This is a genomic window from Frankia sp. CoBUL1 (genome assembly GCF_978021245.1).
Genome location: NZ_CDXDOS010000215.1, coordinates 1,433 through 6,447 on the forward strand (window position 1 = coordinate 1,433; position 5,015 = coordinate 6,447).

Consider the following 5,015-nt stretch of genomic DNA (forward strand, 5'->3'; position numbering starts at 1 on the left):
GGCGGCCCGGTAGCCGGCCTCCAGCGCCGAGTAGATCGCGGTGCCGTCCTGGAGCCGCAGGCCGTCCACGAACGTGTTGACGCCCGCCAGATCCGCGGAGCCCGGCCGCGGGTCGTTCACGGCGAAGTCCACGGGGTCGTTGGCCCGGCCGGCGAAGGTGATCATCGTGATCTTCTCGCGACCCCGGAACCGGGCGAACCTGCCGGACAACGTGTCGTCCGCACCGGTAAGTCCGCGCAGCGCCGCTATCCGTGATCCGGCCATCGACCCGGACACGTCGAGCAGGAAGATGGCGTGGCTGGGCCGCCGGAACCGGTCGAGGTAGGCGGACAGCAGCTGGTCGGCGACCTGCCGGCTCGCCGGGAAGGGCAGCTCGGTGAGCGTCCGCGTCGGGAACCGGGCGTCCAACGCCACCCCGGGCAGGGCCGGCCGGCGGCTCGTGGCAGTCTGCAGCCGGTGCTGCGTCCGCGGCAGGCGCAGCCAGCTGACGACCCGGTCATAGAGATCACGCTTGTCCGGCCGCAGCAGCAGGAGAGGGTAGTCGGAGGTGACGATCCCGTCCCGGGGATAGATCAGCTCCAATGGTTCGCGCAGCCGGTGCCCGGCGTTCAGGGCCAGCAGCACCGACTCATAGTTGATCATGCCGCCGAGAGTGTCCTGGGAACGGGCGTAGGCGTCGGTCAGGAAACCGGAACTGCCCGCGGTCAGTGCCTGGCCAGAGAAGAACGAGGTCAGCTGGGCAGGTCTGATGTCCTGCGGGCGCAGCGCGTCCGAGGTGCCGGCGAGTGCCGCCGCCACCCCGACCAGGGCGGAGAAACCCGAGTTCGACGCCGCGGGATTCGTCATGGCGTAGGAGAGCTGGCCGGCCGCCACCTTCGCGGCGATGTCGGCCCAGGTCACGTTCGGGTTGCCGGTCCAGCCGAACTGCCAGGCCAGGCTGCGTCGGACCCCGAACACCACCGGCGACAGCATGATCGACGATCGCGCGGCCACGGACGTCGCGCCGTTCGGCAGCAGTCGCAGGTACCGGTCGGAGGCGAACCAGGCGGCGTCGGCCTGGGCGGTGCCCCTGGTAATCGCGTCGGCGCCGTCCAGGGTGCCGGTGTAGCCCAGCCGCAGGGTGACGCCGGGCCCGGGTGAGATCGGGAAGCAGCGGCTGGATGTCCTGGAGTTCGGAGCCGGCGAGGACGGTGAGTTCGCCCGCGGATTCGCCGGTACCGGACCCGCCGGTGCCGGACCCGTCCGCCGGTCCCGGACCTCCGCCCGAGCAGGCGGCCGCGAGCAGCACCGTCAGGAGACACGCGAGCAGGGCCGCGGGCGGCCGTCGGTTCACCGGCCGCCGCCCGGCAGCGTCAGCTCGCCACCGCCGTCGGGGTACGAGCCGAGCTCGCCGAGCTCGCCCGCGGCCGACCGGTCCAGGTAGGCGGTGGCCCTGCCGATCTCGGTGGACAGCGCGTCCACCGTCGTCCGCATGGTGTCCAGCGCGGCGGCGCGGTAGTCGTCGATGGCGTCGATGGTGGCGTAGATGTTCGCGAAGGCCTGCTGGAGGGTCCGCAGCGAGACGGTCGCCGAGGACGCCTGCCGGTGCACGTCGACGCTCTGCCGGCGCAACAGCTCCGACGTGCCAGAAATGATCTTCTCGGTGGTGCTGTTCAGGGCCGAGATCTGGTCAAGGACCAGCTTCTGGTCGGCCAGCGCCTGGGCGACGATCACCGCGGTGCGCAGGGCCGACACGGTCGTGGTGCTCGCCCGGTCCACACCCTTGATGAGTTCGAGGTTGTTGCGCCGGAGCAGGTCCAACGCAAGGTAGCCCTGTGCGCCTCCGGCAAGCTGGGTAAGCAGGTCCTGGTGCTTCTGGCGGACGTAGAACAGCACGTCCCGGCGAAGCTCCTCAGCCCGGTCCGGATCGGTGCCCGCGAGCGCCGCGATCCCCGTCTCGAGCTCACCGTCGAGTCTGCCGGCGAGGTAGGCGTACTCCCGCAGCCGGCCGATCGTCGCCCACAGGTTCTGCTTCTCCTGCTCGATGGCGGCGTTGTCCCGGCGAAGCTCCTCCTGACCGTGCTGCAGGGCGCGCAGGATCCCGTCCAGGTGGGCCTGCGACGACCGGTAGGACGCGAAGTAGTCCCGCAGCCGGTTGCCGAAGGGGAGCACGCCAAGCAGCTTTCTGGGGGCGTCGAGATTCTGCCGGGAGGGGTCGAGGTCCGCCACGACCCGGCGCAGCTCGACCAGGGACTTCGACACCGCCGAGGTCTGGTCGAAGGGCCCGGAGTTCATCGCCCGGGTGGGCTTGCCGAGCAACCGGTTGGACACCGACGCCGATTCCCGGATCTCCTTCTCCCCCAGCCGGTGCACGGCGGCGACCTTCGACGCGAACGCCGGCGAGTGGGCATCGATGGACAGCAGCGTGCGCGCGAACGTGCCAGCCTGCTCGTCCAGTCGGGCCACGGCGTCCGGATCGATCGGAACGGCCGGTTCGGCCCGGTCAAGGGGCACCGGTGCCACCGGCTCGGGCGGGGTCAGCACCAGGCCGCCGGGGGACGTATTGCCAGGTGCCGTATTCCGGTCGGCGGCCGGCGGTTGCGTGGTCAACCGGGTCTCCCCTGCGCCTGGTTCACAATCTTGTCAATCATGCGTTCCTCGATGGCGGCGGTGGGCGGTTCCACCACGTCGACCAGTGACGGCGGCGGCGCGAGACCCCGTTCGGTGGCCAGGCGGCGGCCGTACGCGGCATCCGCGGTACGAAACCCGTGCTGAGCCGCGAGACGCTGCAGCTGCGGGTCGGTGGCAAGCAGCCGCCCGGCGGCATCTCCATCGGCGGTCAGTGGTACCATTGTGTGCTTCGCGTAGATCGTTGGCTCCGGGTACATGAGGACCATGTCGGGGCTGATGGAGCCGTCGTTCGCGAGCTGACGGGCGACGAACTGCGCCTCGTAGATCATGGCCATCGGCGTCTTCCCCATCCCGATGGTGAGGAAGTCGTCGAAGGGTTCCTGGGTGGACTGCTCGACATAGCCCTGCTTGACGAACAGCGGTGCGCAGCGGGCGGCCACCCGATCCGCCGCGGCGCTGTCGGCGACGACGTTACCGCCGTTCTCGACATAGCTGGCGATCGCCAGGTACAGCGCCGCGGAGTTCGACGTCCGCACATCCGTCGAACTGATGAGCACGGACTTGCCGGTCTCGAAAGCGGTGTTCCCCGGCAGGTCCGACCAGCGGGTGTTCTTATCGACCAGATCGAGGTAGCCGCGCATGTTCAGGACGCGGTGGCCGCCGTCCATCCGCACGACCCCGGCGTTCTGCAGCAGTGACGCGATCGGCTGGAAGGTGGCGATCGCCATCGGGCTGAAGAAGGGGACGTAGGACTTCGTCACCTTCCTGGCGGCCCTGATCCGGTCGGCCTGCGGCGCGTCGGCCGGAAAGGCCAGGTCATATGGGGTCAGATCGCGGCTGGTGGCGATCTCCCTGGACCCCGCGGTATCGACCTGCAGCCGGTAGCCGAGCTCCGCGAGCCGGGCGCCCACCACGGGGTCCGCGAAGAAGTCCCGCTTCTCCGAACCGGCCAGGACCCGGACGGTCCGCACGTTGCCATCGGGCGGACCGCCGCCGGCGTCGCCCCCCAGCCGGGGGAGCACGATCAGGGCCACCACCGCGATCACGAGCAGACCGGCCAGCAGGAGCCCGACGGTCCTGCCCCGCTGCGCCGAACGCACCAGCCCTCCGCCCGAATCCCCCGATTGACCCCTCTGCCCCCATAATGGTAGATCCCGGCGACACGTTCTCCACGTTCAACCCACGCGACCGTTTCCTGGTGACGGTGGATGGCCGCGGCGCCCGTCCGTGGGAGACGAGGGGGGACGAGATCGCCCACGCGCTGTGCGGCTCCGTCACGACCACCATCACCGATGGATCAGTGGCAAAGATACGCCCCCGATCTCGCGTACCGGCCTCTGTGCCGGTAACCGCCTCCGTTGCATAAGAGCGCCCGATAGCGGCGCTCATGCCGCCTCACCTTGCGGTGAGGCCCTCCGCTCGTCCAGAACGGCGCACCCGGTCCGACCGGGACGGCTGGGGCGGGGCGGCTGAGGCGGGGTCAGCCCAGTACCACCCGGTGCGCGCCGGTGTGGAGGTTCATCGACGTACCGCGCACGAACCCAGCGAGCGTCATCCCCGACTCCTCGGCGAGGTCCACCGCGAGCGTCGAGGGCGCGGAGACCGCCGCGAGCGCCGGCACCCCGGCCATCAGCGCCTTCTGCCTGGAACCGACGACAGCCACCGCACCCCGACGGGTCGGTCTCATCGGCTCCGGGGCCGGCCGGGACCGCGAAACGGCCCCGGCCGGTGGGAGGATTCGTTCCCTCAGTAGTTGACGCGAGTCCAGCTGAAGACGCCCGGGGTAGCCGGGTTGATCGCGAGCTTCAGGTAGTCGTTCGCCTGAGCGCTGCCATCGACGACGACGCGGGTCACGTTGGGAGCCTGCAGGGTCTTCGGGGCCAGCGGGTGGATGCCGTAGAGCGGGTCCGTGCTCGTGAACGGGTGGTCGACCCGGAAGTTGTGCGAGTCACCCTGCAGGATGAGCACCGGCTTACCGAAATGCTCGGCGAGGGTCCCGATCCGCTTGACGATGGGATCGAAGCCACTCAGCCCGTCTCCACCGGCGGCCAGCGCGCTGGTGTCCCACATATCGGCCTGCATGAGCAGCGCGACCCCCGGCGCCCCGGTCCGGCGTGCGACGTTGAACGCCTCGTTGATCCACTCAAGGTCCGCGTCAAGCCTGGTAGAATACTCGTTCCGCTGCTCCGCGGACAGCGGCGTCACCCCGAACCACGGGACGAGGTCGTTGTTGCTGCCCTGCACGTTAAGTGTCGAGAAAACCACACCGGACTGGGTCCACATGGTGTTCTCCACGAAGGGCGCGTAGGCCGGGTTCGCGGATTCACTGGTGACCTGCCAGGCGTTCACGCCGAGGGTCCGACCCAGGGCCGCGCAGAGATCACGCTACGCTGTGATCGGTGACG

The 5,015-nt window shown here is 69.8% G+C and carries 4 protein-coding genes and 1 pseudogene; all 5 read right to left on the reverse strand.

Annotated elements, in window-relative coordinates:
• A pseudogene (locus AC08OX_RS14035) lies at positions 1-993 on the reverse strand (hypothetical protein); the annotation flags it as partial.
• Between the two features lie 336 nt (positions 994-1,329).
• Complete coding sequence (locus tag AC08OX_RS14040; RefSeq protein WP_476608235.1) at positions 1,330-2,589, reverse strand: toxic anion resistance protein; 1,260 nt, start codon at positions 2,587-2,589, stop codon at positions 1,330-1,332.
• Complete coding sequence (locus AC08OX_RS14045) at positions 2,586-3,710, reverse strand: hypothetical protein (RefSeq protein WP_476608236.1); 1,125 nt, start codon at positions 3,708-3,710, stop codon at positions 2,586-2,588. The genes AC08OX_RS14040 and AC08OX_RS14045 overlap by 4 nt, the downstream gene beginning before the upstream one ends.
• Positions 3,711-4,090: 380 nt before the next feature.
• Positions 4,091-4,297 (reverse strand): formate dehydrogenase accessory sulfurtransferase FdhD, encoded by a 207-nt coding sequence (locus tag AC08OX_RS14050; RefSeq protein WP_476608237.1) that lies wholly within the window; start codon positions 4,295-4,297, stop codon positions 4,091-4,093.
• A gap of 59 nt (positions 4,298-4,356) precedes the next feature.
• A complete protein-coding gene (locus AC08OX_RS14055; RefSeq protein ID WP_476608238.1) occupies positions 4,357-4,959 on the reverse strand; it encodes a hypothetical protein in 603 nt (200 codons plus the stop codon).
• Between the last annotated feature and the right edge of the window lie 56 nt (positions 4,960-5,015).

Excerpts from the sequence above, each read along its gene's own strand:
- AC08OX_RS14050 (WP_476608237.1), bottom strand. The coding sequence starts at position 4,297 with ATGAGACCGACCCGTCGGGGTGCGGTGGCTGTCGTCGGTTCCAGGCAG.